Origin of the sequence: Streptomyces sp. NPDC101219 (assembly GCF_044767675.1) — a bacterium.
In the GTDB taxonomy this organism is placed as follows: Bacteria; Actinomycetota; Actinomycetes; order Streptomycetales; family Streptomycetaceae; genus Streptomyces.
Window position 1 is genome coordinate 197,091 of the sequence record NZ_JBIWOK010000008.1, and the last position, 19,799, is coordinate 216,889.

Consider the following 19,799-nt stretch of genomic DNA (forward strand, 5'->3'; position numbering starts at 1 on the left):
GAGCTTCCCCGGCGTTCAGTGAGGGACGGACGGTCGTCAGGGCCGGCTGTAGGTCTGCTTCAACAGGACCTCGGCCGTGCCTGCCGACGGGTTGTCCACGCAGGTGGCTTCGACGATGTAGGCCGTGACCCGGCGGTCGTCGGAGGCGTCGGGAAGCACCACGAGCAGAGCCTTCCTGCCCTGGAAGACACCGGTCTCGGCGGCGAGGGCGGTGTCGTCGCTGCCGATTCCCTCCTGGACGCATCCCGGGACGGCCGGCTGCTTGAGGACCCGGGGACTCGCACCGGCCGCCTCCGACTCGAGCCCGAAGGTGTTCGGAGTGCGGCCGTCACCGCGTGCCGGTGCGTCCTGTCCCAGGAGATCCGTCACCTGCCGCTCCAGCGTGCCCTCGGCGAACGTGTCGGCCGCGGTGACCTGACGCTCGTCCTCGGGACTGCCGGTGTCGTCGAAGGACGACAGGAGGGCCGAGCCGAGGCCCAGTGCGGCGACCGTGAACACAGTGCCCAGGACGGCGACCCGGCGCCGGCCTCGTCGCGTTCGGCCTTTCCGGCCCGGGCCGGTCGTGGACGCACGAGCACTTCCGCCAGGGCGATCCGGCGGTGGGGGTGCCGATGTTTCACGTGAAACACGGTGGCGGTCGTCTTCGGACGGCGAAGCCGAAGCGTCGACGGCCTCCTCGGACTCCTGGGTGTCGGGCACCGTGGCATCCAGCAGTGCTTCGGCGGCGAGCGCCGCGTCGATGCGGCGCGCGACGTCGTCGGGCATGCGGGGCGGCCCCGGCAAGGCGCCGAGCAGACCCCGGATCTCCTCCAGCGAGGCCTGGACATCGGCGCACAGGTCACATCCGTCGAGATGCCGTCGTACGGCGTCGGTGCGATCCGGTGCGAGCAGCCCCTCGGTGAGGTCGGAGATCTCCGCGACTTCGGGATGTTCCGCCCTGTCTGTCGTCGACGTCACGCTCGCCCACCTCCGCCCTTCACTGCAGCCGGGTCATTCGGTCCGGTCTCCGGAGGAACCGCCTGCCGCGGTTCCGCTGAGGATGGGACGGACGGACCACGTGTCCGGTTCCGTGCCCCTCCCTGTCTTCTGCCGTCCTCTGTGGCGTCGGACCGTAGATGGGTGAGCAGCGGCTGCAGTCTGGCCCTGCCCCGTGCACACCGGCTCTTCACGGTGCCGACGGGTACGTCGAGGATGCGGGCCGCCTCGGCGACCGGATACCCCTGCATGTCCACGAGCACCAGGGCCGCCCGCTGATCGGGCGGGAGCGTGGCCATCGCCTGGATCAGCTGACGGTGGAGGTCATTGCGCTCCGCGGGAGCGGAGGCGGACTCGTGCGGCTCCAGCAGTTGCTCCAGCCGCTCCGTGTCGTCGACCGGTGAGGTCCTGCGGGAGGCTGCCTTGCGGGCGCGGTCGAGGCAGGCGTTCACCGTGATCCGGTGCAGCCACGTGGTGACGGCCGACTGTCCGCGGAAGGTGTGGGCGGCCCGGTAGGCGGAGACGAGGGCGTCCTGGACGGCGTCGGCGGCTTCCTCGCGGTCCCCCAAGGTCCGCAGTGCCACCGCCCACAACCGGTCGCGGTGCCGGCGCACGAGCTCGCCGAACGCGTCGGGGTCGCCCTGCACGTGGCGGGAGAGCAGGTCCTGATCGCTCGCTTCGCGGTACGCGGTGCCGTCCGCCATCGGACCCCTCCCCCTCGGTGAGACGTCAGCCGGTGAACTTCAGGTCGGTGATGGCCTGCTTGTAACCGGGCTCACTGTAGGCGTCGCCGGGCGCCGACGGCAGGGCTGTCAGCCAGACCAGCACGTAGCGGGTCTTGACCGGCTTGTCGACCTTCACTGTGGCCTGGCCGCCGGTCGTCATCTCCGTCCCCAGCTTCCGCATGGAACTGATCGGGGTCGACGAGCCCGGGGAGTCCGTGGCGTAAAGGGTGATCGTGGTGTGGGCGCCCTGGTGCAGCAGCTCGATCGACGACGACGTCACCGACTGCTCGGACCCGAGGTCGTAGACGATGCCGACACCGGGCTTGTAGGCCGGGTTCATGTCCGGCCCTTCCCGGTAGGTCTTGGTGCGCCAGTACGTCGACCTGTCACCGTCGAAGGTGTTGCCGACGTCCCCGGGGGCCTGGGCCGCGCCCTTCGCGACGTACTCCTGGGCTCCCTGGATGGCCAGCGGCTTGGCGGGTGCGCGCCGGTCGCCGCCCTTCTCGTTCCCGTCCGTCGTCTGGGTCTTGTTGGTGTCGTCGGACTTGCTGCCCTGATCCATGAGGGCGTCAGCGAGTTGCCAGCTGCCCAGACCGAGCGCGGCGATGAGCAGGGCGGAGACGGCCCACTTCAGCGCCTTGCCGGTGCGGCTCTGCAGCGGGGGCGGAGGGGTCGGCACCGGTGGCGTGGCACGCGGGTGGGGGGCGGGTCGGCCGTAGGTGCCCTGCTGGTAGGTCGTGCGCTGGTAGTCCGGCGGTGTGGTGAACGCGGGCTCCGGCGGACGGATGCGCGGCATCTCACCGATCGCCTTGACCAGCTCCTCGGGCGTGGTGCAGGCGGATTCGTGGCGGGAGGCGGTGGCTCCGTCGTTGGCGAGCGCGCGCATGGCCAGCTCGGACAGCCCGCGGTGCACTCCGGCCCGTACCTGGTCGGGCGGGAGCAGCCCGACGTCCTTGGGCAGGCCGGTGAGGCCGTAGGCGTCGCTCTCGTACGGCCAGCGCTGGGTGAGCGAGGCGTAGAGCAGGGCTCCGATGGACTCCGTGTCGGTGCGCTGCGGGGTGTCGGACGAGACGCCCCGCAGGGCCGCGTTCACGGCCAGGCCGCGGATGCGCCACTGGCCGGTCGAGGTGCGCAGCACGGAGTTGGGGTTCAGGCGGAGGTGGGACAGGCCCTCGCGGTGTGCGGCGGCCATGGCCGCCGCGATCTGACTGACCATCTGGTAGGCGTCGTACACCTCCAGGGGGCCGGCCGCCAGCAGGGTGGTCAGCTCGGTGGCGTCGGGGAGCCATTCGTGGACGACGTAGACGACGTCGTTCTCCTCGACGGCGTCCAGGACCTGGACGAAGCGGGGGTCGCCCAGCAGGGCGGAGGAGCGTGCCGCGGCCAGGACGGAGCGGGCCCGTGCATGGTCCGCGGGCAGGATGTGCACCCCGACGGCGCGGCGGAGCTTCTCGTCCACGGCACGCCAACTGCTGAATCCGTCCAGACGGGTGACGCACTCCTCGAGGCGGTAGCGTCTGGCCAGCTTGTGACCGCTGTGCAGTTCGGGCGGCGAGGTCTTCCCGGAACCGTCGGTCCCGGTGTTCTCCTGTGCCTCGTCGCTGTCCGTGTCCTGCTCCCGGTTCTTGGCCACCCCGTCGGCCGTGGACTGGTCCGCCTGTGCGGTCAGCGACTCCTCGCCGCTGTTGTCTGCCACGTCGACGGCAGCTGTGCTCCGATCCGCCACCGTCGTTCCCTGCCTCCCCATTCCTTGCGCGTCGGCCGGCGTCCGTCGCGCGCGTCCGACGCCGAAACCAATTGTGCCCACAGTCCGCCGCTATGCACGACACACGGCGGTGGACGATGGTTGTGCGCCTACCCCCCGCATCAGCGTCCCAGGCGTCCGCGGACCATACCGACCAACGAGTTGAGCTCTTCGATGCGCATCCGGCGGGCCGCGACGAAGAAGACCCCCAGCAGAACCGCCCCGCCGACCAGGATGGCGACGAACGATCCCGCGACGCCCTGGCCGATCGTCTGGCTGATGCCGTAACAGGCGGCGCCGCTGAGCAGGGCGGCCGGGACGGACGCGATGCACAGCCGCGCATAGGTCCGCAGCACCCGGGCTCCGTCCAGGTCGCCGCCCAGCCGCTTGCGCAGCCGCCGCCAGGCGACTCCGACACCCACCGCGTAGGCAGCGCCGTACGAGGCGGCCATGCCGACCACGGCCCAGCGGGCGGGGAGCACCAGGAAGCAGACCACCGCGGCGGCCGCGTTCACGGCGGCCACGATGACGGTGTTGTAGAAGGGGGTGCGGGTGTCCTCGTAGGCGTAGAAGGCGCGCAGGACGACGTACTGCACGGAGTAGGGGATCAGGCCGAGACCGAAGGCCATCAGCATGTACCCCATGTTGGTGGCCTCGCTGGTGCCCGAGGACCCGAACATCAGGGTGCACATCGGGATGCCGAGTGCGATGAAGCCGAAGGCGATCGGCACGATGGCGACCGCGGTGGTGCGCAGGCCCTGGGAGATGTCGTCGCGGACGGCGCCGCCGTCCTCCTCCGCCGCCGAGCGGGAGATCCGGGGCAGCAGGGCGGCCATCAGGGAGACGGTGATGATGGCCTGCGGCAGACCCCAGATCAGCTGGGCGTTGGCGTACGCGGCGAAGCCCGTTCCCTCGACGTCGGAGGCGAGCCCGGACGCGGTGGAAAGCTGCGTCACGACCAGGGCGCCGGCCTGGTTGGCCAGCACGAACAGGATGGTCCACTTGGCGAGCATCGCGGCCTTGCCGAGGCCGTGGCCCTTCCAGTCGAAGCGCGGGCGGATGCGGAAACCGGTCTCCCGCAGGTACGGGATCATGGCCAGGGCCTGGACGACGAGGCCGAGCAGGACACCGATCCCGAGGAGCCGCTGGCCCTCCGGGGGGATGTTGGTGACGTTCATCCGGGAGTCGGCGGCCGTGCCGTAGACGTAGATGAAGACGCCGAGGGTCGTGATGATGACGACGTTGTTGAGGACCGGGGTCCACATCATCGCGCCGAACTGACCGCGCGCGTTGAGGATCTGACCCATCACCACGTGGACGCCCATGAAGAAGATCGAGGGCAGGAAGTAGCGGGTGAAGGTGACGGCGACCTCGTTGGCGGCGGGGTCGGAGGCGACGGGGTTGGACAGTGCGCGCACCAGCAGCGGCGCGGCGAGCCACGCGAGTGCGGTGAGGGCGGCCAGGGCCACCATCACCAGGGTCAGCAGACGGTTGGCGTAGGCCTCGCCACCGTCGTCGTCGTCCTTCATGGCACGCACGAGCTGCGGCACGAACACTGAGTTCAGGCCGCCGCCGACCGTGAGGATGTAGATCATCGTCGGCAGCTGGTAGGCGACCTGGAAGGAGTCGCCGAGGAGGCCGAGTCCGAGCGCGGAGACGATCAGTGCCGAGCGGACGAAGCCGGTCAGCCGGGACACCATGGTGCCCGCCGCCATCACGGCACTCGACTTCAGCAGACCTCCGGCCCTGCCGCCCTTCTTCGGGGCGGGCGCGGGGGTCTCCGACTCCTGGGGGGCCTCGGCGGCCGGAGGGGGGGTCGCCCCGGCGTAGTGGCCCGGTGTCGAGACCGGTGCGGGCACTGCGGCGGGTTCGCCGACCCGGGCGTCCTGCGGGAGGTGCGTGGCGTGAGCGCTCCGGTGCCCCTCCGGGTACCCGCCGCCCTGCTGTCCGGGAACCGCGCCGCTGTGCTGCTGGTCGCGGAAAAGATGCGCGAAGGCGTCGGGTTCCTGCTGCCGGCCACCGCTCCGGCCGACCAGGTCGTCCACGCCCACGTATTGCGTGGTGCGCGGGTCGTCGCCGTGCGGCAGCAGGTGGGTCGGGCCGTCCGGCTCGGGCGCCGGGGTCTGGGCCCACACCCGGGGGTCGGGCGCGTACGGCGACTGCGGCGGCTGCCCGTACAGCGGGTGGGCGGGCGGCTGACTGCCGGGCGGGGGCGGCGGATGCGCGGCGCGGTCGTAGAGGGCCTCGGCGACGGGATCCTGGGCCGCGATGTCCCGCGCCTGGTAGGGGTCCTGGTCGTAGGCGTCCTGGAGGTACGTGTCCGCGGGTGGCTGCGGCTCCTGGGCGTGCCCGGGCGGCGGACCCTCGGAGCGGTCCGGCTCGGGATGACCCGAGCTGCCCGCGGCACTGCCGCGGTCACCGTCGTACGGCGCGTTCATGGTTACCCCACCTCATCGTCCCGGGCCCACCGGCCACGACATCCTCAACGGTCCACTCTCTCACCCGTGCCGGACGGGTCCGGGCTTTCCGATGCGGTGTCCGGGGCGGGGTCACTCGGCTGCTGCGGGGCGTCTGCCCGCGAGCCGGTCTCCGACTCCTCGGTGAGACGCACTTCGGGAGCCGTCGGTTTCCGCGGGCCCTCCCCGTTCCCGTCCCCGTCGTCGTCCGTCCCGTCGGGTCCGTCCTCGGCACGACGTGCGGCGGCCCGTTTGCGCTGCGTGTACATCCGGAATCCGGCGAGCACGAGGAGCAGGACACCGCCGCCGATGACGAGCATCACCGTGGCGGTGATCTCGGTGACCTTCACGTCGAAGACGACGGGCTCACCGTACGGTCGGCCGTCCTCGGTGAACAGCTGCGCGACGACCGTCGCCCGGCCGTTGGCGTTGGCGGAGGTGGTGAACTTCACCGACTGGCTGTGGCCGCCGGAGACCGTGACGGGCTGCTCCTCGTAGGCGGCCCCGCCGATCTCCAGACGGGTCGGATTGGTGGAGCTGAGGCGCAGCACCAGGTGCTCGACGCCCTGCACCAGGTTGTTCTGCACCGTCACGGGAATGGTCGCGCTGCGGCCGGAGAGCTTCGTCTCTGACTTGTCGATCAGCTTGACCTGGTCGATCAGGACGTCCAGGTACGCCTCGACGCCGCTCCGGTAGGTCGCTGCCTCCGCGACCCGGCCGCGCCACGACGCGGACATGGCCCGGTTCAGGGCGCGCCCGAAGGGGGTCACCACCCTGGAGCGGTCGGAGAGGATCACGTTGAACTTGTCCAGCTTCCCCTGCGTCCGCGCGATCTGCTCGTACGCGGCGCGCGGCAGCTCCTGCTTGCGCAGTGCGGAGGGGTACGCGCCGGCCGAGGGAACCCGGGTGGCGGCCGCCGGGTCCGGCTTGGCCTTGGCGGCGTCGGTGAGGTCCTGGGACTCCGACCAGGTCCCCTTGCGCAGGGCCGCCAGGGCCTCGGCCATCGTCTGCGCCTGGCTCGCCGAGGGCATGCGCTGCGGTGCGACGACGATGCTGCGCTCCTTGCCCGTCTGCAGGCCGAGCGTGAGGCTCTGAGCCAGGAACCGCTGCGTGGCGAGTGTGGACGTGGACGCCTTCGTCAGATCGCCCCGGAAGGCCGTGGACAGGGTGGCGTCCGCGACGACCGCGGTGGTGCCGCCGCCGATGGGGCGGGCCGCGGACGGCGTGTACGACAGGCCGTCGGTCTCCTTGAGGCTGTCGCTGCGGGCGATGACCTTGTCGGCTCCGGCGGAGGTGGCGACCTTGATGATGGAGGGGTCGACCGCACCGTCGACGGGCCAGGCGAAGTCCGTGGTCGGCGTCACGTGGAGGATCGGCTCGACCGTGTTCACGACGACGTCGGTGGCTTCCTTGAGGTGCTTCAGCGAGCCGCCGACCGAGGTGCCGTTGTGGGCGAGGGAGGCCAGGTCCGGGTCACCGAAGGGCAGCGCGACCACTTCGTTGTCCGCCACGGCCTTCTGCACCTCGGCCAGCCACCGCTTGGCGACGTCCTGGTTGCGGCCCGGCACGGTGGTGTCGCCCTCGCCCCTGACCTCGTACCGGTCGGTCATGGCGTCGACCGAGGCCAGCAGGTCGGGATCGACGACCCAGGTGACGTCCAGGTCCTTGCCCAGAGACACCATGCGGTCGAGCCGTCCGCCGGGGGAGATCTCCTTGGCCAGATCGTTGTCGCGGAAGACGGGCGTCTGCTGCTCGTCCGACCCCGTCTCCGCCGTCACGTGGGATGAGGAGATGAGCGGCCACAGGACGGTCGTCTTCGTCCGCTTGCGGGCCTCCTCCGGCTGCCACGGCAGGAACGTCCGCTGTATGCCGAGGATCCGCTCCCAGGGCTGTGCGGCGGTCTCGCCCGAGAGCGACACCGCCAGCTGGTACACGCCGTCCTGCCCGAGGTCCAGCTCGTCGACCGGGACCGAGATGCTGAAGCGCTGGGAGACACCGGGCGTGAGCTCGGAGAACTCCTCGGTGTACTTGCCGCCGAGTTCCCGGCCGGCGGGGCTCAGGATGTCCCGGCTGTTCCGGGCGACCGTGTCGATTCCGGAGCGGGTGTTCATCAGGGGGCCCACCCGCAGGCCGACGTGGGCGTCGGTGACGGCCTGGCGGCCCTTGTTGGTCACCGTGCCCGAGACCGTGACGGTGTCGCCCTCCGAGGGAACGCTGGGGGTGAGCGAGTCCACGGACACCGTGACCGAGCCCGTGTCGCTGGCGGCCCGGAGCGTGTCCTGAGCCGCCGCGTCCGCGGAAGGCGCCGAGGACCACTGCAGCAGCCCGGTCAGCAGGAGCGCCGCGGCGAGTAGGGCCCCGGAGCGCCGCGCCCAGCGGCGGGCAGGTGAGGGACTCGTCCCCTGGAAGTCTGCCGCCTCGGCCACGCGCTCGCCCGTCCCTCGTCGTCAGTGGTCGTCGGAATGTGCGTCCCCGCATGGTAACGATGCGGGCTGAGGGGAGGTGCCGCGGACCGGGCTCCAAGATCGCGCGCGGCACCCAGGCGTCCGCTATGCCGTCGAAGGGCGGGAGTGTGTCTCCGCGTCGCCGGAGCGGTGCTTGTGCGGGTTCGGTGCGAGGTGTCCCGGGGCGGATGTAATGGGGGCGCTTCCGGCTCCCCCGGCCACGTACTCTTTTCTGTTGTGCCGAACGCCAATGAAGAAACCAGTGTCCTGAGCCAGGTGCAGCGCTCCGCGGGGAACGAGCCGCTGCAGGTCGCCCCTGTCGCCGACGACCTCGCCCGCCGCTTCCAGGAGGCCGGATTCTCCCTCGCCCTGGTCGGCGGTTCGGTCCGGGACGCGTTGCTGGGGCGGATCGGCAACGACCTCGACTTCACGACCGACGCCCGCCCAGAGGACGTGCTGAAGATCGTCCGGCCTTGGGCGGACGCGGTCTGGGAGGTCGGGATCGCCTTCGGCACGGTCGGTGCGCAGAAGGACGGCTACCAGATCGAGGTCACCACGTACCGGTCCGAGGCGTACGACCGCACCTCGCGCAAGCCGGAGGTGTCCTACGGGAACTCCATCGAGGAGGATCTCGTCCGCCGCGACTTCACCGTGAACGCGATGGCCGTCGCCCTTCCGGAGAAGACCTTCATCGATCCGCACGACGGCCGCGGCAGCCTCGCCCAGCGCCTGCTGCGGACGCCGGGGACCCCGCAGGAGAGCTTCTCGGACGACCCGCTGCGGATGATGCGCGCCGCGCGGTTCGCCGCTCAGCTCGACTTCGACGTGGCCCCGGAGGTCGTCGAGGCGATGACGGAGATGGCCGGCCGGATCGAGATCGTCTCCGCCGAGCGGGTGCGGGACGAGCTGAACAAGCTGATCCTTTCCCCCCACCCCCGGAAAGGTCTGACGCTGCTCGTCGACACCGGCCTGGCCGAGCACGTCCTCCCGGAGCTTCCCGCACTGCGCCTGGAGAGCGACGAGCATCACCGGCACAAGGACGTCTACGAGCACACGCTGATCGTTCTGGAGCAGGCGATCGCCCTGGAGGACGACGGTCCCGACCTGACGCTCCGCCTGGCGGCTCTCCTGCACGACATCGGCAAGCCCCGAACCCGCCGCTTCGAGAAGGACGGCCGGGTCTCGTTCCACCACCATGAGGTGGTCGGAGCGAAGATGACCAAGAAGCGCATGACGGCGCTCAAGTACTCCAACGAGCTGGTGAAGGACGTCTCGCGGCTGGTCGAGCTCCACCTGCGGTTCCACGGCTACGGCACGGGAGAGTGGACCGACTCCGCCGTCCGCCGCTACGTCCGGGACGCCGGTCCGCTGCTGAACCGGCTCCACAAGCTGACGCGCTCCGACTGCACCACGCGCAACCGGCGGAAGGCCGCAGCGCTGTCGCGGGCCTACGACGGTCTGGAGGAGCGGATCGCCCAGCTCCAGGAGCAGGAGGAGCTGGACGCCATCCGTCCCGACCTCGACGGCAACCAGATCATGCAGATCCTCGACCTGAAGCCGGGACCGGAGGTCGGTCAGGCGTACAAGCACATGCTGGAGCTGCGCCTGGAACACGGCCCCATGGAGCATGAAGCTGCCGTCGCGGCCCTCAAGGAGTGGTGGGCCGCGCGCCAGGACTGAACGCGAACGGTGCCGTGTTTCACGTGAAACACGGCACCGTCGATGCGTCTCGCACACACCGAGGGCGAAGTTTCACGTGAAACATCGCCCTCGGCGTGAAGCGGGCGCGCTACTTCACTTCCTTCAGACAGAGGACGACCTCGTGGCCGCCGCCCGTCTGGTAGTAGGCGATGGGCGCGTCCGGGACCGTCTTGCACTTGTTGCTGTCGCTGGTGTCGTCGAACTTCTCGACGACCTTGTACTCGGCGTCACTGGAGGAGCAGTCGACGGACTTGAGGTCCGGCTTGAACTGCGTGCCCTCGTTGTGCATGCAGCTGCCGACCGACGTGGTCTCGGCGTCGGACTTGTTCCACTGCCACTTGACCACACCGATGACGACCGCGATCGCGATGACGGCGACGACGCGCAGCAGCTTCTTGTTGAAGCGGCCACCCGCGGGAGGCGGCGGCGGAACGGGCGCACCCGGCGGCGGGAACCCCGGCTGACCGGCCTGCTGGGGGAACCCGCCCTGCTGCGGCTGAGGGGCCTGGCCCTGCGGCGGCTGGCCCTGCGCGAACGGATTGCCCTGGGGCGGTGGAGTGGTCACTTAGGGGTCCCCCTAGAACTCGGAAAGGCGGCGCGGCGAGAAATCCGCGCGAGGTAAGACGCACGTAAGCTACCTGGCCCGACTGACAACTCAGGAGCCCTGTGAGGCTCTGTGGCACTGATGTGACACTTACTGGCGCTCAAACCGGGCGATAGCCACTGCTACTGCCCCGTAGATAACGGCGATCGTTACCACCAGCGGAACCGATCGGCCGTCCGGCGGCAGCATCAGGGCGGCCACCCCGGCGGCGCTGACGAAGGCGACGTTGAACAGCACGTCGTAGACCGAGAAGATCCGGCCGCGATAGGCGTCTTCCACGGTCGACTGGACGATCGTGTCCGTGGCGATCTTCGCTCCCTGGGTGGCCAGTCCCAGGACGAACGCCCCGGCCAGCAGGGGGCCGGTGGCGAAGGGAAGACCGAGGGCCGGCACGAGGACGGCCGCGGCGGCCGAGCACACCCGGATCCACCGGCCGGCTCCGAGGCGTCCCGCGGCCCAGGGGGTCAGGACGGCCGCCGCGAAGAAGCCGGCGCCGGAGACGGCCAGCGCGGTCCCCAGCAGGGCGAGTCCGTCGTCGGTGGTCGAGGTCAGCGCGTACCGGCACAGCATCAGCACCATGACGAGCATGGCGCCGTAGCAGAACCGCATGAGCGACATCGCCGTCAACGCCCAGGCCGCCTCCCGGCGCTCGGGGGCGGCGAGGTGGCGGACGCCCGCCACCAGGTCGCGGGCGCAGCCCCTGATGGCGGTGGACAGGCGGGTCGGTGTCATCGCACGGTCCGGGCCCAGCAGGTCCTTCGCGATCCGCAGCGACGCGAGTGCGGCGCACAGATAGAGCGCGGCGCCCACCAGGACCACGGCGGCGTCCGAGTCGGCGACGAGCAGGCGGACGAGGAAGGCGAGACCCCCGCCCGCGGTCGCGGCCAGCGTTCCGGCGGTCGGGGACAGGGAGTTGGCGACGACCAGCCGCTCGGGGTCGACCACGCGTGGAAGGGAGGCGGACAGGCCGGCCAGGACGAACCGGTTCACGGCGGTGACGCAGAGTGCGGCGGCGAAGAGGAGTCCGTCCGGCACCCGGCCCAGGATCAGCAATGCGGTCACGCAGGCCATCAGGGCGCGCAGGAGATTGCCGTGGAGAAAGACCTGGCGTCGGCGCCAGCGGTCCAGCAGAGCTCCGGCGAACGGACCCACCAGGGAGTACGGCAGCAGCAACACCGCCATGGCCGAGGCGATCGCCGCGGCCGACGTCTGCCGCTCCGGCGAGAACACGACGTAGGCAGCGAGCGCGACCTGGAAGACACCGTCGGCACCCTGGGAGAGCAGCCGGACGGTCAGCAGCCGTCTGAAACCCTGGAAACGCAGGAGTACGCACAGGTCACGGACGACGGCCATGGGGGACAGCCTCACACAGAACGAGGGTCTCCGGGTCGTGCGACCCGGAGACCCTCAACTGCCCTGGACGAGCGGGATCAGCGCTCGACCTCACCCCGGATGAACTTCTCGACGTTGGCGTGGGCCTCGTCGTCGAAGTACTGCACCGGCGGGGACTTCATGAAGTACGAGGACGCCGAGAGGATCGGGCCGCCGATGCCCCGGTCCTTGGCGATCTTCGCGGCACGCAGGGCGTCGATGATGACACCGGCGGAGTTCGGGGAGTCCCAGACCTCCAGCTTGTACTCGAGGTTCAGCGGGACGTCACCGAAGGCACGGCCCTCGAGGCGGACATAGGCCCACTTGCGGTCGTCGAGCCAGGCGACGTAGTCGGACGGGCCGATGTGGACGTTGCCCTCGCCGAGCTCCCGGTCGCGGATCTGCGAGGTGACGGCCTGCGTCTTGGAGATCTTCTTGGACTCGAGGCGGTCCCGCTCGAGCATGTTCTTGAAGTCCATGTTGCCGCCGACGTTCAGCTGCATCGTGCGGTCCAGGATCACGCCACGGTCCTCGAACAGCTTCGCCATGACGCGGTGCGTGATGGTCGCGCCGACCTGGGACTTGATGTCGTCACCGACGATCGGGACGCCGGCCTCGGTGAACTTGTCGGCCCATTCCTTGGTGCCGGCGATGAAGACCGGGAGGGCGTTGACGAAGGCCACCTTGGCGTCGATGGCGCACTGCGCGTAGAACTTCGCAGCGTCCTCGGAACCGACGGGCAGGTAGCAGACGAGGACGTCGACCTGCTTGTCCTTGAGGACCTGCACGACGTCGACGGGCTCCTCGGCGGACTCCTCGATGGTCTCGCGGTAGTACTTGCCGAGACCGTCGTGGGTGTGGCCGCGCTGGACCGTCACACCGGTGCTGGGGACGTCGCAGATCTTGATGGTGTTGTTCTCGGATGCGCCGATGGCGTCCGCGAGGTCGAGACCGACCTTCTTGGCGTCCACGTCGAAGGCGGCGACGAACTCGACGTCGCGGACGTGGTAGTCGCCGAACTGGACGTGCATCAGGCCCGGCACCTTGGACGCCGGGTCGGCGTCCTTGTAGTACTCGACTCCCTGCACCAGCGATGCGGCGCAGTTGCCCACGCCAACGATGGCTACGCGAACCGAACCCATTCCGGTTGCTCCCTGTGTAGTACGAGTGAGGCCCTGACTGGGACTCACGTGGCGGTGTCGTCGGGCGTATCCGGCCGGAGGTCGTCCTCCGGCCGGGGCAGGCCGCCCGTCGCTCCAGATGTGGTGTCGTGCTGAGCGGTCCCCCCGGAGACGGAACCCTTGAGGTCCCGCCCGGCACGCTCGCTCTCGATGAGCTCGTTCAGCCAGCGCACTTCGCGCTCCACGGACTCCATCCCGTGGCGCTGGAGCTCGAGTGTGTAGTCGTCGAGGCGCTCTCTGGTCCGCGCCAGGGAGGCGCGCATCTTCTCCAGGCGCTCCTCCAGCCGACTGCGGCGGCCCTCGAGTACGCGCATGCGTACGTCGCGGGACGTCTGGCCGAAGAAGGCGAAGCGCGCGGCGAAGGTCTCGTCCTCGTACGCGTCGGGCCCCGTCTGGGAGAGGAGCTGTTCGAAGTGCTCCTTCCCCTCCGCCGTCAACCGATAGACGATCTTGGCGCGACGGCCCGTGAGCGGAGCGGCGAGGGCGTCCTCGGTGGTGTGCCCCGGTTCCTCGATCAACCAGCCGTTCGCGACCAGCGTCTTGAGGCACGGGTAGAGGGTTCCGTAACTGAACGCACGGAACACACCCAGTGACGTATTGAGTCGTTTGCGCAGCTCATAGCCGTGCATCGGAGATTCGCGGAGCAGACCGAGGACAGCGAACTCGAGGATCCCGGAACGCCGGCTCATCGTCGCCTCCTCCCTCTCCACGGTCGTGCCGTGCCGGACTGGGTGCGGCTCGTCGCCGCCCTTATGCCGAGCTGATGTATCGACTCGATACATCACGACGATAGAACGGGCTCCCGGTCACGACAAGAGGGGCTGGGGTGAACGGGATCACATCAACGCTTCCGGGCGAGCAAGTTGCCTGGTTTGAGGTGAACTTCTGTCCTCGGGCGGGTTTGGCGATGCGTAGTCTGTGCGCCATGCATACCGCCGGGAACCGAGTGACGTCTGTGAGCGTCGTCGTCCCCGGTGCAGTACGGGTGAATGCGGAACGCGTCACATCCGTACTTCGGGGGGACCGGAAACCAGCTGCCGTTTCCAGGCGCGCTCAGGTGCGCCTGCCCGAGGAGTAGTCGTTCGATGAGCGAGCACCGTCGCAAACCGCCGCAGCCGCAGGGAGGCGGACGTGCCGCGGCCCGACGCGGCCAGTCCGGCTCGTCCTCCGGCCGCCGCGCGGCTCCGCGAGGCGCCACCGGGTCTCCGTCCGATGCCCATGGGTCGGGCGCGCGGGGTGAGGAGCGTACGTACGGCAGTCGCGCCGAGGCGCGGCGCGCGGCACAACGAGGCGGAGGCAGCCGGCGCCGGGTCGGCGCCGCCGGGCCCGGCCGGGGCAGAGGGCGCGCGGCGCCGCCCGCCAGGAAGGGGATCATCGACTATCCGCGCCACGACAAGTACGGCTGGCGCCGTTGGATGCCGTCCTGGAGGCTGGTGTCCGGTCTGTGCATCGCCTTCTTCGGTGGTCTGGTGGCAGTCGCCGGTATTGGGTACGCCATGGTGAGCGTCCCGGTGGTGGCCGAGACGGCGACGGCCCAGAACAACGTCTACTACTGGGCCGACGGTTCGCAGATGGTCGCCACGGGTGGTGAACGGAACCGCCAGATCGTCAATCTCTCGCAGATCCCCAAGGCGATGCAGAACGCGGTCATCGCCCAGGAGAACAAGACGTTCCGCGACGACAGCGGCATCGACCCGAAGGGCATCGCCCGCGCCGTGTTCAACATGGCGCGCGGTGGCGAGACGCAGGGTGGTTCCACCATCACCCAGCAGTACGTCAAGAACGCGATGCTGGACGACCAGTCGCAGACGATCTCCCGCAAGTTCAAGGAGATCTTCGTTTCGATCAAGGTGGGCGCCACCGAGGACAAGGACACGATCCTCGAGGGTTACCTGAACTCCGCCTACTACGGCCGGGGCGCGTACGGCATCCAGGCAGCCGCCCGGGCCTACTTCAACAAGGACGCCATCGAGATGAACGAGGGCGAGTGCGCCCTCCTCGCGGCGGTGCTCAAGGGAGCCACCTACTACGACCCGAACGGTACGCCGTCCATCGACCCGGTCGGTGCCAGTCCCGCGGCGAACAAGAAGCGTGCCCTGGCCCAGATGCAGGACACGCTGGACAAGATGGTCGAGTACGACCTGCTGGACGCGGAGACCAGGGCCAAGTACCCCAAGCTGCCCAAGGTGCAGAACCCCCGGTCGAACACCGCGCTCAGCGGTCAGATCGGTTACCTGGTGGACCTCGCCAAGGCGTACATCGTCAACAACAGCGAGGAAACCGGGATCACCTCCAGCAAGCTGGAACAGGGTGGTTACTCGATCTACACGACCTTCGACAAGAAGAAGGTGCAGGAGCTCGAGAAGTCGGTCCAGCGGGTCTACAAGGCGAAGATCAAGCCCGAGGAGCGCCCGGACACCGACACCCACGTCCAGTTCGGCGGTGCGTCGGTGGATCCCGCCACCGGTGCGATCAAGGCCATCTACGGCGGCGTGGACGCGACCAAGCACTTCACGAACAACGCCGACGCGACCGGCGCCCAGGTCGGTTCGACCTTCAAGCCCTACGTGCTCGCGGCGGCCATGAAGTGGGGCGTGCGCGACCCGGATCAGGACGAGATCCAGGCCCAGGACGAGCGCACCATCGTCTCCCCGAAGAGCCTGTACAACGGCAAGAACAAGCTCAAGATCAAGAACTACGACGGGTCGATCTGGCGGAACGAGAAGGGCGAGGAGTGGCTGCAGGTCAATGACGGCGACGAGTCGTACGGCTCTCCGCCCGACTACAAGATCGACCTCCGGGAGGCCATGCGTGAGTCCGTGAACTCCTCCTTCGTCCAGCTCGGCATGGATGTCGGCCTGGACAAGGTCAAGGAGGCCGCCATCGATTCCGGCATCCTGGAGTCGAGCCTCGCGGGCACGAACTACCCGTCGTTCTCGATCGGTACCTCCAACCCCAGTGCGATCCGCATGGCGGGCTCGTACGCCACCTTCGCGGCCAGCGGCAAGCAGCGCGACCCGTTCTCCGTCAAGAAGGTGACGAGCAAGGAAGGCACCGTCTTCACCCACAAGACCGAGACCGAGCAGGCCTTCACGGCTCAGGTCGCCGACAACGTCACGGACATCCTGAAGACCGTGGTGGAAGAGGGGACCGGTACCAACGCGCAGCTCCCGGGCCGCCAGGTCGCCGGAAAGACGGGTACCACGGACGGCAACAAGTCGGCCTGGTTCGTCGGATACACCCCGCAGCTGTCGACCGCGATCAGCATGTTCCGGTACCCCGACGATGAGTCGATCAAGAACCGCCAGTTCCTGGAGATGTTCGGGACGGGCGGGGAGAAGAAGATCCACGGTGCCTCGTTCCCGTCCCAGATCTGGGCGGACTACATGCAGGACGCGCTCAAGGGCCAGGCTCCGAAGTCGTTCCCGACCCCCGAGCCGATCGGCGAGGTCGTGAACGACGACCCGACGCCGACTCCGACTCCCACGCCCACCGAGACCGAGTCGGAGACGCCGTCCGCGCCTCCCAGCTCGACACCGCCCCCCACCATTCCCACGCCCACGCAGCCGACCAACACCTGCCGGCCGTTCGACTTCAACTGCGACGACGATGACGACTCGGGCGGCAACGGCCCGGGCGGCGGGGACGACGGCGGCCAGGACGGCGGAGTGCCCACCTCACCGACACCGACACAAACCGATGGCGGTGGAAACAACAGAGGCCAAGGAAACAACAACGGCGGTCTCTTCGGAGGACCTGGCGGTTAGTCCGACTGCGGACCTTTCTGGGTGTTTCACGTGAAACATGGGCCGTCGTACCCCTCGGGTGCGGCGGCCCTCCGCCATTCACGGCCGGGTACGGCAGGATGTGCGCCATGCCCAGTGGAGAATCGACGCGCGCGAGCGTTCACGAGCCGGACGCGGTGGGGCCGACCAGGGAGGACGAGGTGGCTGCCGCCGGCAGCGAGCTGATCGGCGGTCCGATGGGACGTCGTGTCCTGCGCGGCACGTCCTGGTGGACTCCGGTCAGGGTGATCGCGCTGGTGGCGATCGGCATGTTCGCCCTCGGCCTGGTCCAGAAGGCGCCGTGCTACAACGGCGCCTGGTTCTTCGGCGCCAGCGCCCAGTACACGCACGCGTGCTACTCCGACATCCCGCACCTCTTCCAGGGGCGGGGCTTCGCCGACGGGCTCCTGCCGTACTTCGACCAGCTGCCCGGTGACATGCAGTACCTCGAGTACCCGGTGCTCACCGGTGTGTTCATGCAGGTCGCCGCCTGGCTGACGACCGGAGACGGCAGCATCCAGCACCAGGAACAGTGGTACTGGATGGTCAACGCCGGGATGCTCATGGTCTGCGCCGCGGTCATCGCCGTCTGTGTGACGCGGACCCATGCCCGTCGGCCCTGGGACGGCCTGCTGGTCGCGCTGGCGCCCGCCTTCGCCCTCACCGCGACCATCAACTGGGATCTCCTGGCCGTCGCCCTGACCGCCGCCGCGATGCTCATGTGGTCGCGGGGCCGTGCCCTCGCCTTCGGAGTCCTGCTGGGCCTCGCCACGGCCGCCAAGCTGTATCCCTTCCTGGTCCTCGGGCCCTTGCTGGTGCTGTGCTGGCGCGCGGGCCGGTGGCGGGAGTTCGGAACCGCCCTGGGCGGTGCCGTCGTGGCCTGGGTGGTCGTGAACGGGCCCGTGATGCTGTTCGCCTTCGACGGCTGGTCGAAGTTCTACACGTTCAGCCAGGAGCGCGGGGTCGACTTCGGCTCCTTCTGGCTGATCATGGCGCAGAACTCGTCCGACCCGCTGAGCACGGAGACCGTCAACACGCTCGCCACCCTGCTGATGCTGCTGTGCTGCGCGGGAGTGGCCGCGCTCGGGCTCATGGCGCCCCGGCGACCGCGTTTCGCCCAGCTCGCCTTCTTGATCGTCGCGGCGTTCATCCTCACCAACAAGGTCTACTCGCCCCAGTACGTGCTGTGGCTGGTCCCGCTGGCCGCACTGGCCAGGCCGAAGTGGCGGGACTTCCTCATCTGGCAGGCGTGCGAGGTGGCGTACTTCCTGGGCATCTGGATGTACCTCGCGTACACGACCAGCGGCGACGCGCACAAGGGCCTGCCCGCCGACGGCTACCACTGGGCCATCGGCCTCCACCTGCTGGGGACCTTCTACCTGTGCGTCATGGTGGTGCGGGACATCCTCCTGCCGGAACGCGACCCGGTCCGCCGGTCCGGGGACGACGACCCCTCCGGAGGGGTGTTCGACGGGGCCGAGGACGCGGTGGTGTTCGGGCCCGCCGCACGTCCTGCGCAGCCCGTCGCGCACGCCGGAAGAACGACGGTGGAGTGGGGCAGGACGGCGGGCACCGTGGGGCGTTCTCTCTGAGCGAACACCCCTCCGGGGCCGCCGGGATCCCCGTCCGACGGACAAGGTGAAGGGCCGTACACGGTGAACTCCGTGTACGGCCCTTCGTGTCCTGTGCGGCGCCGGCAGCTTCCTCGGCCGCTGTGCCGGTCAGCGGCCCTGTGGGGCCCCTCAGAGGCTCTCTGCGGGTCTCCGCGGCCCTCAGCGGTCGAGGAGACGGTCGAACTGTGTGGTGGTGTGCCGCAGATGGGCCACCAGCTCCTCGCCGACCTTCGGCTCCGGCGCGTCGGAGGGCACGAACAGGATCGACACCTGCATGTGCGGCGGCTCCGCGAACCAGCGCTGCTTGCCGCCCCAGACGAACGGGGAGAGGTTCCGGTTGACCGTGGCGAGACCCGCGCGCGCGACGCCCTTGGCCCGCGGCATGACGCCGTGCAGCGCCTTGGGAGCCTCCAGGCCCACCCCGTGCGACGTGCCGCCCGCCACGACCACCAGAAAGCCGTCGGATGCGGCCTTCTGCTGCCGGTAGCCGAACCGCTCCCCCTTGGCCACGCGCGTGACGTCCAGGACCGCTCCGCGGTACTCGGTGGCCTCGTGGTCCCCGAGCCACAGCCGCGTGCCGATCCGGGCGCGGAACCGGGTCTGCGGGAACTGCTGCTGCAGCCGCACCAGTTCGTCGGCCTTGAGGTGGCTGACGAACATCGTGTGCAGCGGCAGGCGCGCCGCCCGCAGCCGGTCCATCCAGCCGATGACCTCCTCGACGGCGTCCGAGCCGTCGGTACGGTCCAGCGGCAGGTGGATGGCGAAACCCTCCAGGCGGACGTTCTCTATGGCGGAGTGCAACTGGGGCAGGTCCTGCTCGCTGACGCCGTGGCGCTTCATCGACGACATCACCTCGATGACCACGCGGGCACCGACCAGGCCGTAGACGCCGTCCACCGACGACACCGAGCGGATGACCCGGTCGGGCAGCGGAACCGGTTCCTCCCCTCGCCGGTACGGAGTGAGCACCAGCAGGTCGCCGCCGAACCAGTCCTTGATCCGGGCGGCCTCGTACGTGGTGCCGACGGCGAGGATGTCGGAGCCCAGCCGTGTGGCCTCCTCGGCCAGCCGCTCGTGGCCGAAGCCGTAGCCGTTGCCCTTGCAGACCGGGACGAGCCCGGGGAACTGCTCCTGCACGTGCTTGTGATGCGCCCGCCAGCGCGCGGTGTCGACGTAGAGCGTGAGCGCCATGGCCGGACC

At 69.5% G+C, this 19,799-nt stretch carries 13 protein-coding genes; 3 read left to right on the plus strand and 10 right to left on the minus strand.

Features of this window, described 5'->3' with window-relative positions:
* Positions 1–36: 36 nt before the first annotated feature.
* The 5 genes from ACIRPP_RS18110 to ACIRPP_RS18130 all read right to left on the minus strand — a co-directional run bounded on the left by ACIRPP_RS18110 (position 37) and on the right by ACIRPP_RS18130 (position 8,326).
* Entirely contained in the window at positions 37–957 is a 921-nt protein-coding gene (locus ACIRPP_RS18110) for a hypothetical protein (RefSeq protein ID WP_403643509.1), read from the minus strand.
* A complete protein-coding gene (gene sigM / locus ACIRPP_RS18115) occupies positions 954–1,679 on the minus strand; it encodes an RNA polymerase sigma factor SigM (RefSeq protein ID WP_403643512.1) in 726 nt (241 codons plus the stop codon). The genes ACIRPP_RS18110 and sigM overlap by 4 nt, the downstream gene beginning before the upstream one ends.
* Positions 1,680–1,704: 25 nt before the next feature.
* The gene (locus ACIRPP_RS18120) at positions 1,705–3,426 is read right to left on the minus strand and encodes a protein kinase family protein (RefSeq protein ID WP_403643515.1); all 1,722 of its coding nucleotides are present in this window, start codon (positions 3,424–3,426) and stop codon (positions 1,705–1,707) included.
* 140 nt (positions 3,427–3,566) lie between these two features.
* A complete protein-coding gene (murJ, locus tag ACIRPP_RS18125) occupies positions 3,567–5,882 on the minus strand; it encodes a murein biosynthesis integral membrane protein MurJ (protein WP_403643518.1) in 2,316 nt (771 codons plus the stop codon).
* 44 nt (positions 5,883–5,926) lie between these two features.
* Positions 5,927–8,326, minus strand: coding sequence for a DUF6049 family protein (locus tag ACIRPP_RS18130; protein ID WP_403643521.1), 2,400 nt, complete (start codon positions 8,324–8,326; stop codon positions 5,927–5,929).
* 255 nt (positions 8,327–8,581) lie between these two features.
* Here ACIRPP_RS18130 and ACIRPP_RS18135 point away from each other — a divergent pair, with 255 nt between their 5' ends.
* Positions 8,582–10,024, plus strand: a complete 1,443-nt coding sequence (locus ACIRPP_RS18135) for a CCA tRNA nucleotidyltransferase (RefSeq protein WP_403643524.1) — start codon at positions 8,582–8,584, stop codon at positions 10,022–10,024.
* A 109-nt stretch (positions 10,025–10,133) separates the two neighbouring features.
* On the opposite strand, the gene ACIRPP_RS18140 is transcribed toward ACIRPP_RS18135, so the two are convergent.
* The 4 genes from ACIRPP_RS18140 to ACIRPP_RS18155 form a co-directional block, all read right to left on the minus strand.
* Positions 10,134–10,610 (minus strand): hypothetical protein, encoded by a 477-nt coding sequence (locus ACIRPP_RS18140; protein ID WP_403643527.1) that lies wholly within the window; start codon positions 10,608–10,610, stop codon positions 10,134–10,136.
* A gap of 129 nt (positions 10,611–10,739) precedes the next feature.
* Positions 10,740–12,002 (minus strand): MFS transporter, encoded by a 1,263-nt coding sequence (locus ACIRPP_RS18145; protein ID WP_403643529.1) that lies wholly within the window; start codon positions 12,000–12,002, stop codon positions 10,740–10,742.
* Positions 12,003–12,079: 77 nt separating this feature from the next.
* Complete coding sequence (locus tag ACIRPP_RS18150) at positions 12,080–13,162, minus strand: inositol-3-phosphate synthase (RefSeq protein ID WP_164335610.1); 1,083 nt, start codon at positions 13,160–13,162, stop codon at positions 12,080–12,082.
* Between the two features lie 44 nt (positions 13,163–13,206).
* Complete coding sequence (locus ACIRPP_RS18155) at positions 13,207–13,890, minus strand: PadR family transcriptional regulator (RefSeq protein WP_164335608.1); 684 nt, start codon at positions 13,888–13,890, stop codon at positions 13,207–13,209.
* A gap of 396 nt (positions 13,891–14,286) precedes the next feature.
* Between ACIRPP_RS18155 and ACIRPP_RS18160 the strand changes: the two genes are divergently transcribed.
* Positions 14,287–16,968, plus strand: coding sequence for a transglycosylase domain-containing protein (locus ACIRPP_RS18160; RefSeq protein ID WP_403643533.1), 2,682 nt, complete (start codon positions 14,287–14,289; stop codon positions 16,966–16,968).
* Between the two features lie 98 nt (positions 16,969–17,066).
* Positions 17,067–18,578, plus strand: a complete 1,512-nt coding sequence (locus ACIRPP_RS18165; protein WP_403643535.1) for a glycosyltransferase family 87 protein — start codon at positions 17,067–17,069, stop codon at positions 18,576–18,578.
* A gap of 180 nt (positions 18,579–18,758) precedes the next feature.
* Here the strand turns inward: ACIRPP_RS18165 and ACIRPP_RS18170 are convergent, their stop codons facing one another.
* Entirely contained in the window at positions 18,759–19,790 is a 1,032-nt protein-coding gene (locus tag ACIRPP_RS18170; RefSeq protein ID WP_164333655.1) for an alanine racemase, read from the minus strand.
* Positions 19,791–19,799 lie beyond the last annotated feature (9 nt).